8 protein-coding genes are annotated in these 22,393 nt (G+C 75.5%); 1 reads left to right on the top strand and 7 read right to left on the bottom strand.

The window, feature by feature from the left end; all coding sequences use genetic code 11:
* Positions 1-71: 71 nt before the first annotated feature.
* On the bottom strand, positions 72-1,094 hold the full coding sequence (locus tag OG852_RS27820) for an ornithine cyclodeaminase family protein (protein WP_133912195.1): 1,023 nt from the start codon (positions 1,092-1,094) through the stop codon (positions 72-74).
* A gap of 124 nt (positions 1,095-1,218) precedes the next feature.
* On the opposite strand from OG852_RS27820, the gene OG852_RS27815 reads away from it, so the two are divergent.
* Positions 1,219-2,004 carry a thioesterase II family protein gene (locus OG852_RS27815; protein ID WP_330349312.1) on the top strand — a complete coding sequence of 262 codons (786 nt, stop codon included), beginning with the start codon at positions 1,219-1,221 and terminating at the stop codon, positions 2,002-2,004.
* Between the two features lie 228 nt (positions 2,005-2,232).
* On the opposite strand, the gene OG852_RS27810 is transcribed toward OG852_RS27815, so the two are convergent.
* Genes OG852_RS27810 through OG852_RS27785 form a run of 6 tightly spaced genes read right to left on the bottom strand, consistent with a single transcriptional unit; the run spans position 2,233 to position 22,393 of the window.
* A complete protein-coding gene (locus OG852_RS27810) occupies positions 2,233-4,563 on the bottom strand; it encodes a penicillin acylase family protein (protein WP_330349311.1) in 2,331 nt (776 codons plus the stop codon).
* Positions 4,560-10,919, bottom strand: coding sequence for an amino acid adenylation domain-containing protein (locus tag OG852_RS27805; RefSeq protein WP_330349310.1), 6,360 nt, complete (start codon positions 10,917-10,919; stop codon positions 4,560-4,562). Before OG852_RS27805 ends, OG852_RS27810 begins: the two co-directional genes overlap by 4 nt.
* A complete protein-coding gene (locus OG852_RS27800; RefSeq protein WP_330349309.1) occupies positions 10,916-11,182 on the bottom strand; it encodes a phosphopantetheine-binding protein in 267 nt (88 codons plus the stop codon). The genes OG852_RS27805 and OG852_RS27800 overlap by 4 nt, the downstream gene beginning before the upstream one ends.
* 5 nt (positions 11,183-11,187) lie before the next feature.
* Complete coding sequence (locus OG852_RS27795; RefSeq protein ID WP_330349308.1) at positions 11,188-14,832, bottom strand: amino acid adenylation domain-containing protein; 3,645 nt, start codon at positions 14,830-14,832, stop codon at positions 11,188-11,190.
* Positions 14,829-21,212: an amino acid adenylation domain-containing protein gene (locus OG852_RS27790; protein ID WP_330349307.1), complete on the bottom strand. Its 6,384-nt coding sequence runs from the start codon at positions 21,210-21,212 to the stop codon at positions 14,829-14,831. The genes OG852_RS27795 and OG852_RS27790 overlap by 4 nt, the downstream gene beginning before the upstream one ends.
* A complete protein-coding gene (locus tag OG852_RS27785; RefSeq protein ID WP_330349306.1) occupies positions 21,209-22,393 on the bottom strand; it encodes a cytochrome P450 in 1,185 nt (394 codons plus the stop codon). Before OG852_RS27785 ends, OG852_RS27790 begins: the two co-directional genes overlap by 4 nt.

Below are 22,393 nucleotides of genomic sequence, written 5' to 3'. Positions count from 1 at the left end.
CGCCGACCGGGCGCAGAGCCCCCGCCGGAGGGGGCAACTCGCCTCCCTGCCGGGCGACTTGGCGGCGGGGGTCAGCGGGGCAGGAAGACGCCGGCCTCCGTGTCGCGGGCGAGGGCGTGGACGCGGGTCGCGAGGGCCACGTCGTGGACGCCCATGCCGAACGGGTTGATCACCGTACGGTCGGTGGAGGAGATCGGGCGCGGATAGGCGCCGGACAGGAGCGTGGCGAGGTCCGCGTCCACCTGGCGGGCTCCCGGGGCCTCGACGCCGGGGCCGGTGGCCCGGCCGGCGCGGGCCAGCCGGCCCAGGAGCCGGGTGTCGTCCTCGCTGACCAGGTGCCAGTCGTCGACGAACAGATGGTCGGCGCCCAGGAGCACGTCCTCGGCGGCATCGTCCAGGGACACGTTGAGGAAGACGGAGCCCTCCGGCAGCCAGGCCAGGGGGACGTACGAGGTCGTGGTCGTCGTGGTGGCCAGCGCGACCGGGGCCGAGCGGACCGCCGCCCCGGCGTCCGCGGCGATCTCGACGTCGATCTCCGGCAGCGACTCGCGCAGGTCGTCGGCGAAGGCCCGGCACCGGGAGGGCGACAGGTCGTGGACGATCACCGACTTCACCGCGCCGTGGGCCGCCAGCAGTCCCAGATGCGTCCGCGCCTGGACACCGCACCCGAGCAGCGCCACCCGGTCCACCGTGGACAGCGGGCGCACCGCCCGCAGCGCAGCCACCGAGACCGCCGCGGTGCGCAGGGCGCTGATGTACGCGCCCTCCATGATGCAGACCGGCTCGGCCGTCTCCTCGTCGTACAGCAGGATCAGACCGGCGGCGCGGGGCAGTCCGCGTTCCGCGTTGCCCAGACTGGCGTTGATGATCTTGCATCCGTACACCCCCTCGTGCCAGGCGGGCAGAACGAGGCTGCGGGCCGCGGCCCCGTCCGGGGCGGTCCAGCGCAACGCCGCCTCCGTCGCCACTCCGGAACGGTGGGCGCGGACCGCGAGGAACGCCTCGGTGACCGCTTCCAGGGGGTCGATCCGCGCGCACAGCGACGCGACGGTCGCACCGTCGAGGTACCTCAGCGGCCGGGACAGAGCGTGCATGGGCACTTCCTCTTCTCGTGATGGATTCGGTGTGAGATGGCGTGAACTCCGTGGTGGGACAAGGCGATTGCTCGGGGAACTGCTTCCTTGAAGCGCTCGGACGGCCTCCTCTACGGTCGCCCGCATGACCACTCCGCAGCCTCGTCCGAAGAAGCCCCCGCGCTGGCTCCTGCGCCGCCCCGACCCCGACGCGCCGGCCCGTCTCTTCCTGTTCCCCTACTCCGGGTGCGGCGCCTCGATGTACCAGGCGTGGCCGCGCCGGATCGGCGCGATCGACGTCTGTCTGATCCAGCCGCCCGCCCGGCAGAACCGCATCGCCGAACCGCACTACGGGACGTACGAGACCATGGCGCGGGATCTCGTCGCGTACCTGCGGCCGTACCTGGACAGGCCCTTCGCGTTATTCGGGCACTGCGGCGGGGCGCTCCCCGGCGTCGAGGTGACCCGGCACCTGGCCGCGGCCGGCCTCCCGCTGCCCACGAGGGTCTTCGTCTCGGGGCAGGTGGCGCCGCACGACGGGCCGTACGGGCGGCTGCTCGAACTGGACCGGGACGGGCTGCGCGCCGAGCTCGGACACATCATCACCCGGCTCGGCGGACAGCCGAGCGGCCCCCTCGTCGAGATGGGCCTCCAGGTCCTCGTCAACGACCTGGAGGCGAACAAGCGGTACTCCCCCGGCCGGATCACCCTCCCCGCGGGCGTCACCGCGCTCGGCTGGTCCGAGGACACCGAGATCCCCTCGGGGCTCATGGGCGGCTGGCGGGACACCTCGGCCGACTCCCGGTTCGTCGAACTGGACGGCGACCACTTCGCGTTCCTCTCCGCGCCCCCGGCGCTGCTCGCCGAGATCCGCCGCGACTTCGGCGCGGTGGCCGAGACCCCGGCGCGGTGGGAGCAGACCGTCGGTTAGGGCCCTTCTGACGGATCTCCGTGGGTGAAGGAGCGGCGTTCGGTGCGCGCGATCGGCGTGCGGCGTGGAGGGTCATGTGGCGGAGCCACCTGGCCCTTCGCGCCGTGCGGCGAGCGGGCGTGCCGGGCGTCGCGACGCCGCGGAGATCCGTCAGAAGGGCCCTGAGCCGGGCCGCCCGCCCGCCGCGCCGCCGTGGTCCCCCGCGCCGCCGGGTCCGTCAGCGGTCCGTCAGCGGTCCGTCAGGGCTCCGTCCCGGGGCGCCGAGGGGCGCAGCACATGGCCGCAGCCGGCCCGGCGGGACCGTGGCCGCAGGGGGGCCGGGCTCGCCCAGCGGGCGTGCCGGTCCGCGTAGTGCGGGCTCAGCGGGTGCCCGGACTGGCCCGCGGGCAGCTCGGCGGTGACGAGGTCGTCCACCGTGACCACGACCCGGCCGGCCGCGCCGAACCCCGGAACGGCGGTACGGACGCTGTGCAGCATCCCGGCCTGCGGACGGGCGCGGATGCCGAGCACGGGATCCGCCCACGGCGCCAGGGCGGCCAGCGGATGCCGCAGGCCGACCCGGTTCAGCCGGCCCCATTTCTTCGGGCGTTCGCGCAGCGCGGAGCGCACACAGTCCGCCACGAAGCCGTCGACGTCGGTGGTGCCGGCCGGCAGCAGCGCGCGGTCGCGGGCCCCGAGGATCGCGAGCAGCGGCCGGTCGAGGTCGCGGAAGGGGAAGCGGAACGCGGGCTCGTGCTCGCGGCAGACGGCGACGTACGGGGCGAGGACCCGCCGGGCGAGGATGCCGCGCAGTCGTACGAGGACACCGAAGGCACGGGAGTCCGTCGAGGCGGTTCCGTCCCACTTCTCCAGCAGGGCGCGCACGGGGTCGGTGGGCTCGAGCGCGGCGACCGCCAGGTCGCGGTAGGGCAGATACAGGTCGGCGGCGATGTCGTGCTGCAGGGCGTGCATGCCGGCCGCGTCGTGGCGTGCGGACGCGCCGAGGACGTCGCGGATGCGGCGGGCCCGGTGGCCGGGGTCCAGATCGAGGCCGATCCGGAACTCGGCCTCGGACAGGGCCGCGTCGTTGGCGGAGACGAGGATGCCGTCGGCGGGATCCACGGCCCGGGGGCGCTGTGAGCCGGTGAGGTGGCCGTCGGCGGGCGCGGTGCGCGCGGTGCCGGCCGGACGGCGCGGCAGCAGCCCTGTCGCCAGGTGCGCCATCCGCTCCCGGTCGGTGACGAGGACGTTGAGGGCGACGCCGTGCGCGTCGTCGAGGACCGCCATGGCCCCGTCGACGTCGCGGGCGTGGGCGAGGCGGTGGAACCGCAGGTCGGCGGCGCGCGGGTCGTGTCCCGTCCAGCGGACGGCGATCCTCTCGCCGCACAGCGGGGCCGACGAGACGGGCATCGTGCCGTCGGTGGTGACGTCCACGGTGACCGGCCCGCGGCCGCGGATGCGGATCTGTTCCGTCCTGGTGCGCAGGCCGTCCCCGTCGGCGGGGACGAGGTCGAGCACGTCGGCGGTGAGGTTGGTGACCCCCCAGGCGATCCGCCCGTTGGTGCCGGTCAGCACGACCGGCAGACCGGGGCTCGTCAGGCCGCGCAGCCGGGTGCCGGGCCAGGCGACGTCGACCTCGTAGAGGACGTTGGGTACACCGAACGCCAGGTGCAGGTCGCAGGCGAGCAGCGGCTCGTCCCCGGTGGCGATCCAGCAGTTGGAGCCGGGGACGGCGCCGTCGAGGGCGACGAGGTCGGGGGCCCCCGTCGCGCCGCGATGGCGCGCCAGGCCGGCGGGCGGGGCCGTGATCCCGCCGCCGGGCAGGAGGAAGTCGGCGACGGGCGCGGGCAGCGCGCGGCGCACGACCGCCTCCGCCCGCTTGGCCTCCTCGTTCCAGGACAGCGAGTGGGACAGCACGAGCGCGGTGAGCACGCTGTCCTCGACGCGCCACGGCTGCGGCTCGTAGGACAGGAACCGGCACTCGAACGGGGTCCCGTGCGCGAAGGCGGCGTTCACCCCCTCGGCGAACGCGGTCAGCAGCTCCCGCTCCGGCCCGGCGAGTTCCTCGGCCGCGGCCCGGGCCGCCGTGGCGAGCCCGAGCCCGCGGTACACGGTGTCCAGCGGAAGGGCGGTGCGGCCCCACACCTCCGCGAGCCGGCCGCTTCCGGTGCGGCGTACGAGGTCCAGCTGGAAGCCGCGGTCGCGGCCCATGGTGTAGCCGAGCGCGCGGACCGCGTCGTGGTACGTCTCCGCGGTGATCCGGGTGACGCCGTCGGCGCCGCACTCGGCCCGCACCGGCGCGGTCAGCGTGGGCACCTCGACGTCGCCGGGGCAGCGGGGCGCCGACTCCCACAGGGCGCGCAGCATCCGTCGCTCAACTGCGACCCGGCCGCAGTTGCGGTGCACATGGGCGGCGATGCCGGCGGCGCCCGCGGCGAGGACGGCCGCCGACACCCACGGCCACGCGAGCGCGGCGGCCGCGAGCAGGACGGTGGCCGCGCCCGCGGTGCCCACGACCCGGGCTGTCGGCAGCAGCCACAGACGGCGCAGGCGCGGACGGTGGGCCGGGCAGGTGGTCACGGCGTCTCCAGGAGGGCTGCGGCGGTGGTCCGTACGGCGGTGGTGATCGCGGCGAGCAGCTCGGCGGCCAGCTCCTTCGGCGTCGTCGCCGGCCGGTACCGCAGCTCGAACAGCAGCTCGCCGCCGGTCGGCGCGATGCCGAGGACGAAGTCGGAGGCGGTGGCGACGACCTGGGCGCCGAGCACGTCGCGCGCGGACCGGTACGGCGCGAACACGAGGCCCTCGTCGGGGGTGACGGTGGCGGTCTCCTCCTGCGCGACGAGCATCGCCTCGAACACGGGGCCCGTGTCGGGGTACCGGTCGCGGATCCCGGCGAGCACGTCCTCGAAGGGCAGTTCCTGGTTCTCGAAGGCGGCGACACAGACCTCGCGCGCCTGCCGGCTGATCGCGACCGGATCGGTGTCGCCGAGCCGCATGCGCAGCACGACCGTGTTGGCGACGAGCCCCACGACCTCGTCCAGGCCCGGCTCGACGCGGTTGGCGAGCATGGTGGCGATCCGGATGTCGTCCTGGCCGCTCCACGCCCGCAGGGTCGCCGCGTACGCGGCGAGCACCAGCATGAAGTCGGTCATGCCGTGCCGGCGCGCCGCCGCCCGCACCGCGCTCCTGTCGTCGGCGGAGAGCGTCGCCCTGGTCACCGTCGACCGCAGCCGCTGGGCGAACGACGCCGTGCCGAGCTCGGCGAACCGGCTGCCCGGGGTGTCGGCGAGCGCGCGCCAGGGCGGGGTGAGCCGGTCGAGCCAGTACGCCCGCTGCCGCGCCGCCTCGTCGGTGGTGAGCCACGTGGTCCGGTCGTCGGCGAGCCAGCCGCTGCCGCGCGGAAGCGGCCGGGGCGCCGGGGCGCCGTCGGCGGCGATCTCGCGGTAGATGCGGGAGGCGTCGGACAGCAGCAGCGTCAGCGAACCGCCGTCGCACACGAGGTGATGGACGTTCAGGAAGATCACGTGCCGGTCGGCGGCCAGGCGGTACACGACGACCCGCAGGAGCGGTGCCCGGTCGAGGGGCAGCGCCTCCCGCGAGGCGGCGGCCATGAGCCGCTCGCAGTGGCGGTCCGGGTGCTCGTGGGCGGTGAGGTCCTCGACGTCGACGGTGATCGTGACGTGCGGTTCGACCACCTGGACGGGGCCGTCACCGGAGGCCTCCACGCGGGTGCGCAGCGCCTCGTGCCGGGCCGCGAGTTCGGCGAAGGTCCGTTCCAGGAGGGGGATCTCCAGCGGGCCGTCGGCGCGCAGCGCGCCCGCCATGCCGAACAGCCCGACGCCGGGCAGCCGGCCGGCGATCTCCCACATCTGGCGCTGGGCCGGGGAGAGCGGGTGGCGGGTCGCCGTCCCGGACGCGACGGGCGCCACGGCGACCGGTGTCACGGCCGTCCGGGGCGTCGGCGCGGTGGCCCCGGCGAGGGCGTCCGCCAGGCCCGCGACGGTGGGCGCCGCCATGAAGGCGCGCATCGACAGGGCGCCGTGGCGGGCCCGGAGCCGGCTGACCACCTGCATCGCGGTGAGCGAGTCACCGCCGACGTCGAAGAACGGGGTCGCCGCGTCGACGTCGGTGATGCCGAGCACCTCGGTCCAGACCTCGCGGACACTCGCCTCCAGGTCCACGCCGGCGGATCCCGGGGCCGGGGCGGGCGCGGAGGGTCGTACGGGAGGCGCGGCGGGCGTCCGCGGGGCCGGGGCGGACGGTGGTACGGCGGGCGCGGCGGGCCGGGGGGACGTCAGCAGGCGGGCCAGGTCGGCCATGCCGGGCAGGGGGGTGGCGCGCAAGGGGCGCCCGGCGTCCTCGACGATCGCGGCGAGCGCCCTGCGGTGCGCCTCCGCCGCCAGCGCCATGGTGCTCTCGGGCAGCGCCGCCGCGTCGTACTCCATCAGCAGCCGCAGCTCGTGGGTGCGGACGTCGACGGTGAAGGCCGAGCTGTAGGCGTAGTGCGTGGACTCCAGTTCCTGCGCGTCCAGCAGCTCCAGACCGCCGTCCCCGACCATACGACGGGTGGTGTGGTAGTCCGTGAAGTTGAATCCCGAGTCGAACAGGGGCGCCGCGCCGTGCCCGGCCTGGATCGCCGCGCTCGGGTACCAGCGGTGCCGCATCATCTCCTGTTCCTCCTGGTGCACCCGCACCGCCAGCTCCGCCCAGGACCGCTCGCCCAGCGCGACCCGCAGGGGGAGCTGGTTGAGGAAGAGCCCGAGCACACGGTCGGCGTCGGAGTCCTCGGGGCGGCAGGCGAACACCATGCTGGTGGCCACCTCGTCGGAGCCGGTCAGCCAGGACACGACCCGCAGATGCGCGGCGCACAGCAGCGCCTTCACCGGCACGCCCAGCCGGGCGGCGGCCTCCCGCAGGGCACCGAGCCGGCCCGTGAGGTCCACGTGGAACTGCCGCATCACGGGCGCGCCCGACCGCTCCGGCGCGATCAGCCGGGCCGGTCGTGCGGTGCGTCCCGACCAGAACGTCCCCTGCTCCTCGTCGGCGAGCGCCGCCCGTTCCAGCGCGACGTAGTCGCCGAAGGAGGTGCGCGGGAGCGGCCGCGGTGCCGCCGCCGTGCCCGTGTCGAGCAGCTCGCGGTACCGGGCGTGCAGGTCCTCGAAGAAGACGTTCACCGACCAGCCGTCGAGGATGGCGTGGTGGTGGGTGAAGACGAGCTGGTAGTCGGTCGCGGACGTGGTGAGCGCCACCAGCCGGAAGGGGGCCGGCCGGGACAGGTCGAAGTCCTCGGCGGTCTCGTGCGCGACGACCTGCCGGATCCGTTCCGCCTGCGCGTCGGCGTCGAGCCCGGTGAGGTCCTCGAAGGCGACCGGCACGGCGACACCGGTGTGCACCCGCTGCACCGGTCCGAGCGCGTTCGCCAGGTCGAAGCTGGTGCGCAGCACCGGATGGGCGTCGGTGACGGCCTGCGCGGCCGCCCGGAACGCGACCGGGTCCAGCACGCCGCGCACCCGGTAGCTCAGCATGATGTGGTAGACGCGGGCGTCCGGCGCCATCTCCTGGTGGTACATCATCCCGGACTGCAGGGCGGTCATCGGGTAGGCGTCGACGACGTCCGGCGGGAAGGCGACACCGGCCGGCAGCCCCGCGAACGGCTCGCGGACGGCACGGTCGGCGTCCGCCCCGGTCGCCCGCGGCGCGAGGGCGGCGACCGTCGGCGCGGCGTACACGTCCTGCACGGTCAGGCCGAGGCCCCGGTCCTTGGCGAGACCCACCACGCGGATCGCGCGCATCGAGTCCCCGCCGGCCTGGAAGAAGTCGGTGCCCGTGTCGGTGGCGGGGTCCCCGAGCACCTCGCGGAACACCTCGAGCAGCAGGGTCTCGCGTGCGCCGGACGGGGCCGCGGCCGGTGCGGCCGGCGCCGGCCGTACCGGCGTACCGCCGGCAGCGGAGGCGACCACGGCGGCGCGGTCGAGCTTTCCGTTGGTGGTCAGCGGCAGGTCGTCCACCATCACGACGGTGCGCGGCACCATGTAACGGGGCAGCGTGGAGCGCACCGCGGCGAGCAGTCCGGCCGGTTCGGGCGTGGCGCCGGCCTCGGGGACGACGACGGCCACGAGGTGGGCGCCGCTGTCGTCCGCGGTGACCGCCGCGCCGGCCGCGGCGACGCCGGGGCGGGCGGAGAACGCCGCCTCGATCTCGGCGAGTTCCACCCGGAAGCCGTTGACCTGCACCTGCTGGTCGCGACGGCCCAGGTAGGCGAGGGTCGTGCCGTTGCGCCGGGCGAGGTCGCCGGAGCGGTACATCCGGGCGCCGGGTGTCCCGCTGAAGGGGTCCGGCAGGAACCGCAGCGCGGTCTCGCGCGGCCGGCCGAGGTAGCCGTCGCTGACCTGGGGGCCGCCGACGTAGATCTCGCCGACGCAGCGGTCGGCGACCGGGGTGCCGTCGTCGCGCAGCACGTGCAGCGCGGTGCCCGGCAGCGGGGTGCCGATGTCGGACTCCGCGGTGCGGGTGTCCTCGGGCCGCAGCAGGCGCCAGGAGGCGTGCACGGTCGTCTCGGTGATCCCGTACATGTTGACGAGCTGGGTGCGGTGCCCGACCTCCTCGTACCAGCGCTCGACGAGCCGCCGGTCCAGGGCCTCGCCCGCGAACAGCACGTACCGCAGGTGCGCGGTGGCGTCCGGCCGCGCGGCGAGCGCGGGCAGCATCACGGTCAGCGCGGACGGGGTCTGGCTGAGGACGGTCACCCGCTCGCGGGCGCACAGCTCGGCGAACTCCTCCGGCTCCCACGTGGTCAGCCGCGGCACCACGACGAGCCGGCCGCCGTGCAGCAGACAGCCGAACATCTCGTACATCGACACGTCGAACGAGCAGGCGTGGAAGAGGGTCCACACGTCGTCGGGGCCGAGGCCGTAACCGCCGGCGGTCGCGTCGAGCAGGCTCAGCACGTTGTGGTGGGTGACCCGCACGCCCTTGGGCCGGCCGGTGGAACCGGACGTGTAGATCACGTAGGCGGCGGCGTGCGCCGGCACGGGGGTGAGCGGCGCCTTCACCGGGGCGTCCACGAGTGCGGCGAGGCCGACCCGCTCCCCCGGCACCGTGTCGTCGTCGGTGACGGTGAGCCGGGCGCCCGAGTCGGTGAGGATGCCGGTCACGCGCGCCGTCGGCCAGGACTCGTGCAGCACCAGGCTAGCCGCGCCCGAGGCCATCACCCCGAGGACGGCCACGACGAGGTCGAGACCGCGCGGCAGCGAGACGGCCACGACGTCCCCCGCGCCGATCCCCCGGGCGCGCAGGGCTCCCGCGGTCGCCCCGACCCGCCTCCACAGCTCCCGGTACGTCAGGACGCCCTCGGGCGCGGTGACGGCGACGGCGTCCGCGCGCGTGCGGGCCGTCACCGCGAGGCGGCCGGTCAGCGACTCGTCGGCGCGGGGCACCCGGTCGGGCGCGGCGACCGCGCCCGGGGCGGCCACCCCGAACGCTCCCGCGGCGAGCGTGGTGACCGGGGCGGCCGGGTCGGCCCCGGCCTCCGTCAGCACGGCGAGGACGGTGCCGGCGACGGCCTCCACGTCCGCGTCGGCCACGGCCCGGCGGTCCGCCTCGACGTACAGGGCGAGCGTGTCGCCCTCGTCGCGGACCAGGAAGTTCAGGTCGTACTTGGCGCCGACCTGCGCCACCTCGACGTGCTCGATCGCCAGCCCCGGGAAGTGGGGGGCGGGCAGCGTGACCCCGAGGTCGGTGACGATGACGTTGAACGCGGCGCGGGCGGCCGCGACGTCCTCGGGCACGGGCGCGTGCCGGACGGCGCCGAGGACCGCCGAGCGGGTACGGCGCACCAGGTCGGCGAAGGGGGCGGGGCCCGCGTCGAGGCGGACCGGCACGGTGTCGAGCAGCAGGCCGACGACCCGCTCCAGGCCGGTGCGGTCGCGGCGGGAGACGGGCATGCCGACCACCAGGTCCTCGCGCCCGGTGTAGCGGGACAGCGCGACGGCGACCGCGGTGGTGACGACGGTGAAGACACCGGTGCGGGTCCGCTCGGCGATCCGCCGCACGGCCGCGGTGGTGCCGGCGGGGACGACCACGCGGTGGGCGTGGCCCCGCCCGCCGTCGGCGCCGTCGAGCGGCGGGGGCAGCGGGAGCGCGCCCAGCGACGCCTCGTCGAACCGGTCCCGCCAGTAGCGGCGGGCGGCGGCGCGATCGGCGTGGGCGATGCGGTCGGCCTCCCAGCGGGCGTAGTCGACCACGGGGACGGCGGCGCCGAGCGGCGGCGGCTCGTACCCCGCGACCCGGGCGGCGTAGCAGCGGGCCAGGTCGTCCAGGAGCGGGCCGAACGACGAACCGTCGGCGATCACATGGTGCAGGACGAAGAAGAAGACGTGGTCCCGCGGCGCGAGCCGGAACAGGCGCATCAGCACCGGCGGGGCCGTGTCCAGGGCCAGCGGCCGGTCGGTGAGACGGGCGCACTCGGCCAGGCAGCTGTCGAGGTCGGCCGCGTCGGCCAGGGTCAGCGGGGGCTCCGCCGTCGGCAGGATGCGCTGCCGGGGCTCGCCGTCCGTCACCGGGAAGACGGTGCGCAGCGACGGGTGCCGGGCGTGCAGGTCCCGCAGGGCCGTGACGAACGCGTCCCTCTGGAGCGGGCCGCGCAGGCGCAGCGCCCCGCACAGGTTGTAGGTGCCGTCCTCGGCGAAGTACGACGTGGCCCACAGGGAGCGCTGTGCGGCGGTCAGCGGTCCGGTGTCCCCGCCGGGTGCCGGGGGCCAGGTCAGCCGCTCGCGCCGGCCGACGAGGCCGACGAGGTTCTCCCGGTGCTCCTTCATCTCCGCCAGCAGCTCGGACGGCAGTTCCCCGGCCCGGCTGCGGTAGCGGAGGCGGCCGTCGGCGAGGGTCAGGGTGACGCCGAGGTCGTCCAGGCGGCGCAGCACCTCCCGCGCGCTCACAGCTCCCCCTCGAAGACCGGCTCGGCGACCGGGCGGCCGGCCCGCAGTCGGTCCACCTCGGCGGCGACCTCCTCGACGGTGCCCAGCTCGAAGAAGTCCTCCAGCGCCATGTCGACGCCGGTCACCTCGGTGAGCCGGTAGAGCACCTGCACGGCCAGCATCGAGTGCCCGCCCAGTTCGAAGAAGTCCTGGTCGACTGCGACCGCGTCCACGTCCAGCAGTTCGCGCCAGACCTCGGCGACCTGATCCTGTGTCGACAACACCTTCATCACCTTTCGCCGAAAGTCGGTAGCGCGTCGGGGTCGGCCGCGCCGGCGCGCAGCACGTCGGCCAGCGCCCGCGTCCAGGTCGCGACGGTCGCCCGGTCGAGGGTCTCCGGCCAGAACAGGACCTCCAGCCGCAGCCGGTCGGTCTCGCCGGAGACGTCGATCGTCAGGTCGAGGTCCATCACGGGGTCCGCGAGCTCGCGCGGCTCGACGCGCAGGTCCCCGAGCCGGGTCGCGGTGCGCCAGGCGCCCTGATGGGTGACCTTCACCTGGAACAGCGGGAACCTGCCCGCCACGCGGGGCGGGTTCACCGCCGCGACCAGTTTGTGGAACGGGAGCCGGTCGTGTTCCTGCGCGCCGAGCACCTGCCGCCGGGCCAGGTCGAGCAGGTCGCCGAAGGACGGGGCGGAGCCGGGCGCGAGCCGGACCGGGAGCTGGTTGACGAACGTGCCGATCAGTTCCTCGCTGCCGGGCCACGAGCGGTTCACCGAGTCGATGCCGAGCACCAGGTCGTCGGTGGCGGTCACCTCGCGCAGGACGACGTACGAGGCGGCGAGGACCGCCATGAACGGGGTCGCGCCGGCGGCCCGGGCGGTCTCGGCGAGGGCCTTGGTCTCCTCCGCCGTGAGGTGGGTGACCACGTGGTCGGTCACGAACGCGGGTCGGGCCGGGCGGGGGCGGTCGAGCGGCAGGTCGATCGCGCCGGGGGTGCCGGCCAGTTGCCCGGTCCAGTAGCGGGTGCACTCCTCGGCGTCCGGGCCCGCGAGCCACTCCTGTTCGGCGGCCACGTAGTGGGAGTACGAGGAGCGCGGCGCCGTCACCGTGGTGTCGCCCGCGCGGGCCCGTTCGTAGTGCTCGGCGATGTCGCGCTTGAGCACCTCCAGGGACCAGCCGTCGGCGACCAGGTGGTGCAGGGCGACGGTGAGCACGTGGTGGTCGTCGGCGACGCGCTCCCACCGCACCTTCGCGAGCGGGGGTTCGGGGGTACGGGCGGAGATCTCGACCTCTCGTGAGGCGCCCTGGTCCAGGGCGAGTTCGGCCGTGGGCCGTACGACGGCCTTCGGGACGCCGCGTTCCTGGGTGAAGACGGTGCGCAGCGGTTCGTGCCGGGCGACGACGGCCGCGAGCGCGTGGCGCAGGGCGTCCTCGTCGAGGGGGCCGTACAGGTCGAGCGCGAGGATCAGCAGGTTGGGCGCCTTACGGCGGTGGAGCTGCTCGAAGAACCACAGCCGCTCCTGCCCGGACGACAGGGCGCCCGCCGCGCGCGGTTCCCCGGCGGCGGCCACGGGCTCCGCCTCCTCGATCGCGGCGAGGAGCCCCCGCGGGGTCGGGCGGCCCAGGAACGCCCGCAGGGAGGTGCCCGGCGCCCCGAACCGCACCCGGGCACCGGCGACCAGGGTCATCGCCAGCAACGAGTCGCCCCCGGCCCCGAAGAAGTCGTCGTCCGCCCCCACGCCCCCCACCCCGAGCACCTCCCCCACGAGCTCGCACACGGCCCCGATCCCGAGGGGCTGAACCGGCACGGGGGCGGAGCGGCCGGACGGGGAGGGGACGGACGCGGTGACCGGGGTGCGGTCCAGGCCGGGTGCGGCACCCGGGCCGGGGTCGGCCGAGGTGCCCGGAGCCCGGCCCGGGGCGGCGGCCGAAGCCGGGTCGGCCGAGGCGGCCGAAGCCGGGTCGGGGACGGTGGCCGGAGCCCGGTCCAGGGCGGCGACCGAAGCCGGGCTGGCCGAGGTGGCCGGAGCCCAGCCCGGGGCAGCGACCGAAGCCGAGTTGGCCGAGGCGGCCGGAGCCCAGCCCAGGGCGGCGACCGAAGCCGGGTCGGCCGAGGCGGCCGGAGCCCAGCCCGGGGCAGCGACCGAAACGGGGTCGAGGGCGGTGACCGGAGCCCGGCCCGCGGCGGCGGCCGAAGCCGAGTCGGGGACGGTGGCCCGGGCGGGGTCGGGGGCGGTGGTCGCCGCGCGGTCCGGCGCGAGGGCGGGCCCGGCATCCGGGGAGCGGTCGGCGGCGGGCGTCGAAGATGAGGCCGAGCCGGCATCCGGTGCGCGGTCGGCCGCGGGCGTCGACGCGGGAGCCGAGCCGGCACCCGGGGTGAGGGGCGGGGGTGTCGCCTCCGTGGACATGGTGCTCAGGGCTCGGTGGTCCGTCTTCCCGGAGGTGTTGGTCGGGAGGCGGTCGAGGACGGTGATCTCGTGGGGGACCAGGTAGCGCGGGGCGGTGGCGCGTACGGCGGTGGTCACGTCGGTCGGGGCGTCGAGGGTGACGAACGCCCGCAGCCGGCCGCCGGTGAAAACGCAGGCGGCCGCCCGCACCCCGGGCACCCGCAGCAGCTCGGCCTCCACATCGCCCAGCTCGACCCGGTGGCCCCGGATCTTGACCTGGCGGTCGCGGCGGCCGTGGAAGTCGACGGTGCCGTCGGCGGCGCGGCTCACCCGGTCGGCGGTGCGGTAGAGCCGGGCGCCGGGCGTCCCCGACAGGCCGTCCGGGACGAAGGTGAGCGCGGTGCGCACGGGGTCGCCGATATAGCCGCGCCCGACGCCGGCCCCGCCGACGAGCAGTTCGCCCTCGGTCCCGGCCGGCACCTCACGGCCCTCGGCGTCCACGACGTACAGCCGGGTGTGGAGTATCTCCCGCCCGATCGAGGGCCAGGGCCGGGCGGCGCTCTCGGCCGCGGTCACCACATGGTGGGTGACGTCGTCGGAGCACTCGGTCGGACCGTAGGCGTTGACGATCGGGACGTCCGGGAGGTGCTCGTACCAGCGCCGGGCGACCGCCCCGGGCAGCGCCTCCCCGGTGGCGACGAGGTACCGCAGCGACGACAGCCCGGCCCGCAGGTCGTCGTCGAGCTGCGCGGTGAGGACGGCGAGGAAGGACGGGACGATCTCCAGCACGGTCACCCCGTGCCGGCGGACCCACGCCACCAGTTCGGCGGGTTCGGAGATGTTGTGGGGCGAGGCCACCGCGGTCCGGGCGCCGACGGCGAGCGCGGTGAGCGTCTGCCACACCGAGATGTCGAAGGACAGCGGCGCGGTGAGGCCGATGACGTCGGCGGGGCCGAGCCCCAGGTCCGCGATCTTGGCCGCCATGTGGTTGTCCATGCCGCCGTCGGCGACCATCGCGCCCTTGGGCGTCCCCGTGGACCCGGACGTGAAGATCACGTACGCGAGCCCGTCGCGCAACCGGTCCGGCACCGCGTCCGCGTCCGGGGCCGGGTCCGGCGTCGGCCGCCGCGCAGGCTCCGCGTCGGCGACGAGCACGCCCGGCACCGGGTCCAGCCCGGCCACGACCCGGGTGGCGAACTCCTCGTGCGCCGGCTCGACCAGCAGGACCCGCACGCCGGCGTCGGCGCACATCCGGCGGGCGCGCCGCACCGGAACGCCCGGTTCCACCGGGACGAAGGCCGCGCCCGCGAGGAGCACACCGAGCACGAGGGCGACGTAGCCGGGGCCGCGGTCGGCGACCAGCGCCACCACGCTCTCCGGGCCGGCGCCGGCCGCCCGCAGCCGGCCGGCGTGCCGGCGGGCCAGGACGTCGAGTTCCGCGTACGAGTGCGTGACGCCGTCGGCGGTCACCGCGGGCGCGTCCGGGTGCTCCCGCCGGTACGCGGAGAACCGGGTCAGCACGGGGCTCACGATCGGCTCGGTCATGATCGGGTCCTCTCCACCACATCGCTGACGGGAAGCAGTTCGGCCAGGGACACGGCGTCGCCGGCGGCCAGCGCCCGCACCGTGGCGCGCATCCGGCGGGCCAGCTCCCCGACGCCCACCGCGTCGAACCGGCCGGTCCGGTAGCGGTACGTCACCCGGTAGCCGTCGCCGCGCTCCTCGATGTCGACGAGCAGCGGGTAGGGCGCCGCGGCGGTGTCCAGGTCGGTGCTCTCCACCTCCAGCCCGTCCAGTGCGACGGGCCGGGACGGCGGCTGCATCACGAGCATCACGTCGAACGGCGACCCGTCCCCGCCGGCGGCCGGGGTGAGCAGCGGCGCCAGTTCCTGGAAGGGCACGTTCGCGGACCGGTAGGCCCGCAGGGCACCCGCGCGGACGGCGGCCAGCGCCTCGGCCGGCGCGTCGGCCGGGGACAGGTCCACGGCCAGCACGGAGACGTTGAGCAGCGGCCCGACGACCCGCCGCCACTCGGGCCGGTCCCGCTGGGCGATGAGCGTGCCGAGCACGATCTGCTCGGGTCCGGCCGCCCCGCCGTGGGTGAGCGCGGCCAGCGCGGTCGCGAACACCAGGTAGGGGGTGGTGCCGGTGCGGCCGGCGAGGTCGCGCACCGCCGCGGTGAGGCCGACGTCGTACACGTCGGTGTGCTTGGCCGACGCCTCCTCATGCGGCGCGGCCGGTACGGCCCGGTCGGGCAGCGGGGACCATCGGGCCGGGCGGCCCACCACGTCCCGCCACAGCGCCGCCGTCTCGCCCCGGTCGCGCCCCTCGCGCCAGGCCCGTTCGTCGTGGCAGTAGTCCGCGAACCCGTAGCCGGCCGCGGGGGGCGTGCGCCGGTTGTAGCGGTCGGCCAGTTCGTGCAGGAACACCGAGACGGACCAGCCGTCGCACACGATGTGGTCGATGGTGACGAACAGGCCCCAGTCCCGTTCCCCGAGCCGGGCCAGCAGCGCGCGCAGCGGCAGTTCCCGGGTCAGGTCGGTGACGACCGCGGCCTCGTCCTCGACCAGCCGGTCGAAGACCGCGTCGCCCAGCTCGGCGACCGGGCCGCGCAGGTCCAGGCGGGCGAGGTCGAACTCCTCGACCGGGCGGGCCGTCCAGGTGAGTTCGCCGCCGTCGGTGGCGAACCGGGCCAGCAGCACCGGGTGCGCGGCCAGGGTCTCGCGCAGCGCCGCCTCCAGCGCCTCTTCGTCCAGGTCGCCGCGCAGCCGCAGCACGCCGGGCATGTTGTACGTCGGGGAGTCGGGGTCGATCTCGCGCAGGAACCAGAAGCGCTGCTGTGCGGCGCTGGCGGGGACCGGCCGGGACGGGTCGGCGGGGGCGCGGTCGGGCAGCCGGTCGGCGGTCGCCGGATCGGCCGTGCGCACGGCGGCGACGAAGTCGCGCAGCCGCGGGTGGGCGAACACGACGTCGACCACCAGCCGTACGTCGAGCAGCGCGTTGACGCGGTCGATCATGGCGAGCGCGAGCAGGGAGTGGCCGCCGAGCTGGAAGAAGCTGTCGTCCCAGCCGACCGTGTCGCGCTCCAGCAGGTCCGCCCACAGGGTCCGGACCGTCGTGGCGAGCGGGTCGTCCAGGTCGGCCGTGGTGCGGCCGGCCGTCGGCGCCGTGAACGACAGCGACCGGTGGTCGACCTTGCCGTTCTTGGACCGGGGCAGCCGGCCGAGTTCGGCGATGATCGTCGGGATCATGTGCCGGGGCAGCAGCTCGGCGAGGACGGCGCGGAACCGCTCGTCCTCGTCGAGGCCGAGCACCGCCGCCGGTCCCTCGGGCCCTCCGGGACGGGACACGTACCCGACGAGGGAGGCGCCCGTCGGCCCGTGGTGGACCTTCACCGCGGCCTCGACGACTCCGGGGCAGCGGCGCAGCGCGGCCTCGACCTCGCCGACCTCGATGCGCTGGCCGCGGATCTTGATCTGGGTGTCGGCGCGCCCCAGGAACTCCAGGTCGCCGGCGGCGTCGACGCGGCCGAGGTCGCCGGTGCGGTAGAGCCGCCCGCCGGGGGTGACCGCGTAGGGGTCCGGCACGAACATCTCGGCGGTCCGCCGCGGGTTGCCCCGGTAGCCGCGGCCGACCGCGCCGCCGCCGACGTGCAGCAGGCCGATCACGCCGGGCGGCACCGGCCGCAGGTGCTCGTCGAGGACGTGCACGGTGGTGTTGGCGAGCGGCCGGCCGACCGCGGTGGTCATCGGCGCCCCGGGGCCGCTCGCGCACAGCCCCGCGGTGACGTCGTCGGTGCACTCGGCGGGGCCGTAGGCGTTGTGCACGGGGATGCCGGGCAGCTCCCGTACCCAGCGCCGCAGCACGTCGTGGGTGAGGGTCTCGCCCGTGGACAGCATCACCCGCAGCGCGCCCGGGGTCGCGGCGAAGCCGGCGTCGAGCAGCGCCACGATGTTGGACGGCACCAGCTCCAGCATGGTGACGCCGCCGTCGACGACGGCCTTCAGCAGGCTCGCGGGCGACTGCGAGTCCGGCTCGGGCACGATCCGTACCCGGCCGCCGAGCATCAGCGGGGTCAGGAGCTGCCAGACGGAGATGTCGAAGGAGACCGGGGCGGTCTGGGCCACGCAGTCGCGCTCGGTGAGCCCGAAGTGCTCGGCCATCTGCCACATGTGGTTGGTGACGCCGTGGTTCGTGGAGACGGCGGCCTTGGGGACGCCGGTGGAGCCGGAGGTGTGGATGATCGTCGAGGTGGCGTGGTCGGGGCAGAGCCGCGGCGGGCGGACGGCGGTGGCGCCCGAGACCAGCTCGGCGAGGTCCAACACCTCGCGGTCGCCGAAGAGATGGCGTCCGGAGGGGCCGGCGATGATCGCGGCCGGTTCGACCGCGTCGATCATCGTCTCGGCGCGCCGGGGCGCCTCGCGGGGGCTGATGGGCACATAGGCGCCGTCGGCCTTGTGCAGGCCCACCAGCGCCACCAGGTAGTCGGCGGACCGGTCCGCGCTCATCACGACGGTACGGTCCGTGCTCACGCCGGCGGCGCGCAGCCGTTCGGCCACGTGGTTGGCGCGGGCGTCCAGCTCGGCGTAGGTCAGCCGGACCCGGCCGTCGTCGACGGCGATGGCGTCGGGCGCGCGGTCGACCTGGCGTTCGAAGGAGTCGAGGTAGTTCTCCGGGCGCGGCACCTGGGGGCCGATCCCCCGGGCGATCAGCGCGGCGGCCTCGTCCTCGGCGAGCAGCGGCAGCGGGCCCTGCGCTCCGGCGCCGATCCCGGCGAGCAGCACCGCAAGGGTGCGGGCCACCAGCTCGGCCTGGTCGCGGGAGACGCGGGCGGAGTCGTACTGGAGCTGGAAGTCCAGCAGGTCCTCGCGGATCGCCACGTTCAGGCCGAGGTCGGACTGGGTGGTGTGGTCGGGGACCGCGTGACCGTGCAGGGTGACCGCGCCCGCCGGCAGCTCGGCGCGCTCGTCCCCGGTCACGACGGCGGCCGCGCCGGGCAGGGAGGCCGTGTAGCAGGTGAACATGGCCTGGAAGATGGTGGCCGTCGCGGTGGCGCGGTCGGGGTTGACCAGCCGCACGATGTCCGACAGCGGTGTGTCCGCGTGGTCGAGGACGTCGAGGACGTGGCGGTGGGTGGCGGCGGCGAACGCGGCGAACGGCACCTCGGGCCGGTAGGAGGAGCGCACCGGCACCACGTTGACGAGGTAGCCGACCCAGTCGGCCAGGGAGCGGTCGCCGCGGCCCGCGGTGGGCACGCCGACGATCAGGTCGGGCTGGCCCGACAGTCGGTGCAGCAGCACCTGGTAGGCCGCGAGCAGCAGGTTGTGCAGGGTCAGTCCGTGGGCGCGGGCGTACCCGGCGAGCGGGGCGCCGGGCACCTGGAAGGCCAGGGACTCGCGGGGCGCGCCGGCGTCGGGCCGGCCGAGGTCGGGCAGGGTGAGGGTGGGCAGTTCGCCGTCGAGCGCGGTCCGCCAGAAGTCGGCGTGGTCGCGGGGCGCGGCCGGCGCGGGCACCGGGCGGGGTGCGGTGTGCTCGCCGCGCAGGGCGGCGGCCAGGTCGGCCACGACGATCGCGAAGGACGACACGTCGCACACGATGTGGTGCAGGGACAGCGCGAACAGCCAGTCCGTCCCGCGGCGCAGCAGGGCGGCCCGCAGCGGGGTGCCGGAGGCGAGGTCGAAGGGGCGGGTCGCGAGGTCGCGGTACCAGTCGGTCACCCGTTCGGCGGGCCAGGCGCGTCCGTCGGTGACCTCGAGGTCGGGGGCGGTCGCCTCGCGCACCTCGGCGTGCGGGGCGCCGTCGCGCGTGGTGAGCGCGAGCCGCAGACTCGGGTGGCGGGCGGCCACGGCGCGCAGTGCGGCGTGGAAGGCGTCGGGGTCGACGGTCCCGGTGACCCGGAACGCGCGCGTCACGTTGTAGTCGCCGCTGTCGGGCACGGCCCGGTGCAGGAACCACAGGGCGCGCTGGGCGGGGTTGAGGGGATAGCCGTCCGTGGGGGCGGCGGGCGCGGTGGGGGCGGCCGCGGCGGCGGCGGTGGCCGCGGCGGCGAGGGAGGCGATCGATTCCGCCCGCAGGGCCGCGGTGGGCGCCAGTTCGACGCCGAGGGCCTCCTCCAGGTGGTGGCGCAGTCGCACCGCGGTCAGCGAGTCGGCGCCGAGGTCGGCGAGGGAGGCGTCGGCCGAAGGCGGCTCGGGCAGGCCGAGCAGGGCTCCGATGTGCAGGCGCAGGGCGTCCGTCAGGGAGTGGCCGGTCAGCAGGTGCGGGAGCGAGGAGGTGCGCCCGTCGAGGGTGTCGTCGAGCAGGACGGGCAGGGCGCCGTCGAGGTGGCGGTGGCGGGCCGCGTAGCGCTGGACCTTGCCGCTGGAGGTCTTGGTGATGGTGCCGGGCGGCACGATCAGGACGGTGCGGGCGGTGACACCGTGGACGCGCGCGAGCGTGGCCCGTACGCGGGCGGCGATCTCGGGGTACCGCTCGGCGGGGGTGTGGGCGCCCACTTCCTGGCACACCACGACGGCTTCGTCGTCCTCGTGGTCGACGCCGAAGACGGCGCACCGGCCGGGCCGGACCTCCGGGTGGCAGGTGCCGGCGTCGGCCTCCAGGTCCTCGGGGTAGACGTTGCGGCCGCGCTGGACGACGAGGTCCTTGGCGCGGCCCACCACGAACAGTTCGTCGCCGTCGCGGAAGCCGAGGTCGCCGGTGCGCAGGAACGTGCCGAAGGGCCGGCCGCCCCAGTAGCCGACGCCGTTGCTGTCGCCGGCGACGGCGATCTCGCCGATCCGCCCGGCGTCGAGTTCGGTGTCGTCGTCCCGGTCGAGCACCCGGACCTCGGCGTGGTCGGGCAGCCGGTAGGCGGTCAGTTCCCGGCCGTCTTCGAAGGTCCGGGAGGCGGGCGTCCCGGACGCGGCGGTGGCGCCGGTCGTGACGAGCAGGGTCGCCTCGGCGAGGCCGTAGCAGGGCAGATGCGCCTCGGACCGGAAGCCGGTGGTGCGGAAGGCCTCGGTGAACGCGCGCAGGGTGCGCGGGTAGACCTGGGCCGCCCCGTTGAACGCGACGCGCCAGCGGGACAGGTCGAGTCCGGCCTTCTCCTCCTCGGTCACCTTGCGCACGCACAGGTCGTAGGCGAAGTTCGGGCCGCCGCTGATGTCGGCGCCCTCGGCGGCGATGGTCTCCAGCCAGCTCGCCGGGCGCCGGATGAAGGACAGCGGGTCGAGGAGGACGCCCCGGGCACCGGTGTGCAGGGGCTGAAGCATCGCGCCGATGAGACCCATGTCGTGGTGGAGCGGCAGCCAGCTCACGATCGTGGAGTCCGCGGTGACACCGAACGACCGCTGGATGGCGGCCTCGTTGTGCATCAGCGCACCGTGGGTCACGACGACTCCGCGGGGCGCGCTGGTGGAGCCGGAGGTGTACTGGAGGAAGGCGACGTCGTCGGCGGCCGCGAGCGGCAGGCCCGTACCGTCGTCGGCGGCGGCGGGCTCGACGAGGTCGGCGAGCAGCCAGTCGTGGGCCGCGGCGAACGCGCGCAGCTCCGGGTCCTCCCTTCCCGCGGCCAGGTCCCGTACGAAGGACAGGGACACCACGAGCGACACCTCGCAGTCCCGGGCCACGTTGAGCACCCGGCGCCGGGAGCCCTCGTCGATCGGCAGCGGCACGGGCACGGCGATCACGCCGGCGGCGAGGCAGCCGAGGAAGGCGGGGGCGAACTCCGGCGCGGTCGGGAACAGCAGCAGCACACGGGAGCCGGGCCGCACCCGCTCGGTGAGGGCGCGGGCCATGGCCAGCGACCGGCTCCAGAGCTGCCCGTAGGTCAGATCGACCCGCGGGCCGCCGCCGACCGTGGCGACCGACAGCGCCGGCTTCTCGGAGGAGTCCTGCGCGTGGGCGGCGAGCCGTGCGATCAGCCCGCCCGGGACGAACCCGGTCATTGCTTTTCCTTCCATGTGAACCGGACGGTCGCCTCACTCGCGCCGAACATGAGCCGCGGGTCGAGCAGACGGGTGCCGGCCGGGTCGATCGCGAAGTCCAGGGTGGAGTCGAGCAGTTCACGCAAGGCGATGCGGATCTCCAGGCGGGCCAGCGGGGCTCCCAGGCAGTAGTGGATGCCGTGGCCGAAGGCGATGTGCGGGTTGCGGGCGCGCCCGACGTCGAACACGTGCGGGTCGTCGAAGACCCGGGGGTCGCGGTTGGCGGCCGCGATCCACACGGACACCGACTGCCCGGCCGGGATCTCGTGCCCGCCGATCACGACGTCCCGGACCGTCCTGCGTTCCACCCGGGTGGTCTCCGAGCGGTATCGCATGACCTCGTCGATGGCCGGGTCGAGGAGTTCGGGCCGGGCCCGCAGCTCGGCGACGGCCTCCGGGTGCCGGCCGAGGACGATCATCGCGTTCACCAGGGTGATGGTCGCGGCCTGCCCGGTCGACATCAGCAGCGCGATCAGCCCGGCTATCTCGTCGTCGCCGAGGCGCTCCCCGTCGATCTCTGCGGCGATGAGCTTGCTGGTGAGGTCGTCGGTGGGGGCGGCGCGCCGCCTGGCGACGAACCGGTGCAGATAGGCCTCGGCGATCTGGGTGCGGGTGAGCACCTGCTGCAGGCCGTTGCCCTCGGCGCTCGGGTCGGCGAGCGCCAGGAGGCTGCGGGACCACTCCTGGAAGAGCTGCTGCCCCTTGCCGGGGATGCCGAGCATCCGGGCGATGACCGTGGCCACGACCGGTGAGGCGAACTCCCGTACGAAGTCCGCCTCGGCCCGGCCGCGCAGACCGTCGAGGAACGTCGCGACCGTCTCGCGGATCATCGGTTCCAGGCCGGCGACCCAGCGGGGGGTGAAGGCCTGGCTCACCAGGCCCCGCAGGTTCCGGTGCCGGGGCGGGTCCATCCAGGTGAGGTTGCCCGTGCGGTACAGACGCATCGGCGAGTCGTCGGGCACCGGCCGCACCACGGCGTTGGAGAACGCCCCGTGGTCGGCGAGCACCTCCTTGACCTCCGGGTAGCCGAAGACGTGCCAGCCTCCGGCACCCGGGGCGCGGGTGACGGGGTCGCGGGCGCGCAGCCACTCGGTCAGCTCCGCCTCGTCGGCAGGCGGCGGCGTCCAGACGCTCGTCGTCAC

Origin of the sequence: Streptomyces sp. NBC_00582 (assembly GCF_036345155.1) — a bacterium.
Lineage (GTDB): Bacteria > Actinomycetota > Actinomycetes > Streptomycetales > Streptomycetaceae > Streptomyces.
The sequence above is the reverse complement of the archived record's forward strand: the minus strand, read 5'-3'. Positions and strand labels throughout refer to the sequence as shown.